The organism is Streptomyces sp. SID5785 (genome assembly GCF_009870065.1).
In the GTDB taxonomy this organism is placed as follows: domain Bacteria; phylum Actinomycetota; class Actinomycetes; order Streptomycetales; family Streptomycetaceae; genus Streptomyces.
Genome location: NZ_WWIA01000968.1, coordinates 1 through 1,870, shown reverse-complemented (window position 1 = coordinate 1,870; position 1,870 = coordinate 1). Strand labels below are relative to the sequence as shown.

The following is a 1,870-nucleotide window of genomic DNA, read 5'->3' as shown; positions in this document are numbered from 1 at the left end:
GGTCGCGCCGCCCGCATGGCGTCCCCCGCCCTTCCTGGCGGCCTTCCTGCGCGCCGCGCGGCCGCCGGTGGCGACGGGGGCGGGCGCGGGCTCCTCGTCCGGTACAACGGGCTCGCGGGGGCCGTCGTCGGGCTCGGTGGCGCGCCGGGTGTCGGCCGTGCGCAGGGCAACCGTTTCGTCGTCCGGTACGGGCGTCTGCTCGCCGTACCAGTCCTGGGCGTACCCGGCGGGGTCGTACCACTCGGGCTCGGGCTCGACGGGCTGCGGTGCGGGCGGCCGGTGAGCCGACTCCTGCGGTGCGTGCTGCTGGGGTGCGTGCTGCTGGGGTGCGGGCTCCTGCTCGGCCGCGCCCGGCGCCCGGAACCACGGCGACGGGTGCTGCCCCGGCAGCGGGTCGCTCAGCGGGTCGTCGAGACGCCGTACGGCCTCCTCGAACCCCCCGGCGTCGCCGTCGTGCTCGGGGCGCAGCGCGGTCACGCCGAGGCCCTGCCCACGACGGGCGCGAGCCCCGCCGATCTGGCCGGGGCGTCCGTGTCCCCGCACTCCGCCAGCCAGTTCGCCAGCATCAGGTGACCGTGCTCGGTCAGCACCGACTCGGGGTGGAACTGGACGCCCTCCACGGGCAGTTCGCGGTGGCGCAGGCCCATGATGATGCCGTCGTCGGTGCGGGCCGTGACCTCGAGCACGTCGGGCACCGTGGCCGGCTCGGCGGCCAGCGAGTGATAGCGGGTCGCGGTGAAGGGCTCGGGCAGGTCCCGGAAGACGCCCTTGCCCCCGTGGTGCACGAGCGAGGTCTTGCCGTGCAGCAGCTCCGGCGCCCGGTCCACCACACCGCCGTACGCGACCTGCATGGACTGCATGCCGAGACAGACCCCGAAGACGGGGACGCCCGTCGCGGCGCAGTGGCGCACCATGTCGACGCAGACGCCGGCCTGCTCGGGGGCTCCGGGCCCGGGGCTCAGGAGCACGCCGTCGAAGCCGTCCTGCGCGTGCGCGGTCGTCACCTCGTCGTTGCGCAGCACTTCGCACTCGGCGCCGAGCTGGTAGAGGTACTGGACGATGTTGAAGACGAAGCTGTCGTAGTTGTCGACGACGAGAATGCGGGTCTTTCGCGAGCTCACTGGCCGTCCACCGTCACATCGTTGAAGGGCAGCAGCGGCTCGGCCCAGGGGAAGATGTACTGGAACAGGACGTACACGACCGCGAGCACGAGCACGATCGAGATCGCCGCCCTCACCCACGCGTTGCCCGGCAGATGCCGCCAGATCCAGCCGTACATGCCGGTCGCTCCTTCCACACCGTCTGCGTCCGGGCACCAGACTAACGGCGCAGGGCCTCCGGTTTCCCGGCCTCCACAGGCTGAGTGGCATCGAGATGGGCCCAGACGATCAGCCGGTGGCTGTGACCCCACTCCGGTTCGCAGGTGGTGAGCGTCAGATAGCGGCCCGGTTCGTCGTATCCGGACTTGCGCGGAAGCGGGTCGATGACACCGACGTCGGTGGGCAGCGTCTTGTACGGGTCGGTGTCGATGACGTACGTGAACCAGGTCGTGCCGTCGGTGAGCACCACGTCGTCACCGGGCCTCAGCCGGGGGAAGTCCTTGAACGGATCGCCGTACGTGCGCCGGTGGCCCGCCACCGCGAAGTTCCCCTTCTGCCCGAGCCGAGCAGTGCCCTCGTAGTGGCCGAGCCCCTTCTTGAGGGTGTCCACCGCGGTGTTCTGGAGCACGGGCTTGTTCCACGTGAAACCGAACCGCGGGATGTACATGACCGCGAACGGCTTGCCGTCCTGGTAGGCGGCCTGCTGCGGCGGCGAGGTCGGCCCGGAGGAGTCGTCGCCGGGGGCGGGGGACGTGCCGGGGGCGGGGGAC

At 71.9% G+C, this 1,870-nt stretch carries 3 protein-coding genes and 1 pseudogene; all 4 read right to left on the bottom strand.

Features of this window, described 5'->3' with window-relative positions:
• Positions 1–477, bottom strand: a pseudogene (locus tag GTW43_RS31585) (class E sortase); the annotation flags it as partial.
• Positions 474–1,121: an aminodeoxychorismate/anthranilate synthase component II gene (locus GTW43_RS31580; protein WP_161305405.1), complete on the bottom strand. Its 648-nt coding sequence runs from the start codon at positions 1,119–1,121 to the stop codon at positions 474–476. The pseudogene GTW43_RS31585 and the gene GTW43_RS31580, both read right to left, overlap by 4 nt.
• On the bottom strand, positions 1,118–1,279 hold the full coding sequence (locus GTW43_RS37750; protein ID WP_202502190.1) for a hypothetical protein: 162 nt from the start codon (positions 1,277–1,279) through the stop codon (positions 1,118–1,120). The genes GTW43_RS31580 and GTW43_RS37750 overlap by 4 nt, the downstream gene beginning before the upstream one ends.
• A 41-nt stretch (positions 1,280–1,320) precedes the next feature.
• On the bottom strand, positions 1,321–1,870 hold a 550-nt coding region (locus GTW43_RS31575), incomplete at its 5' end, for a class E sortase (RefSeq protein ID WP_161305404.1).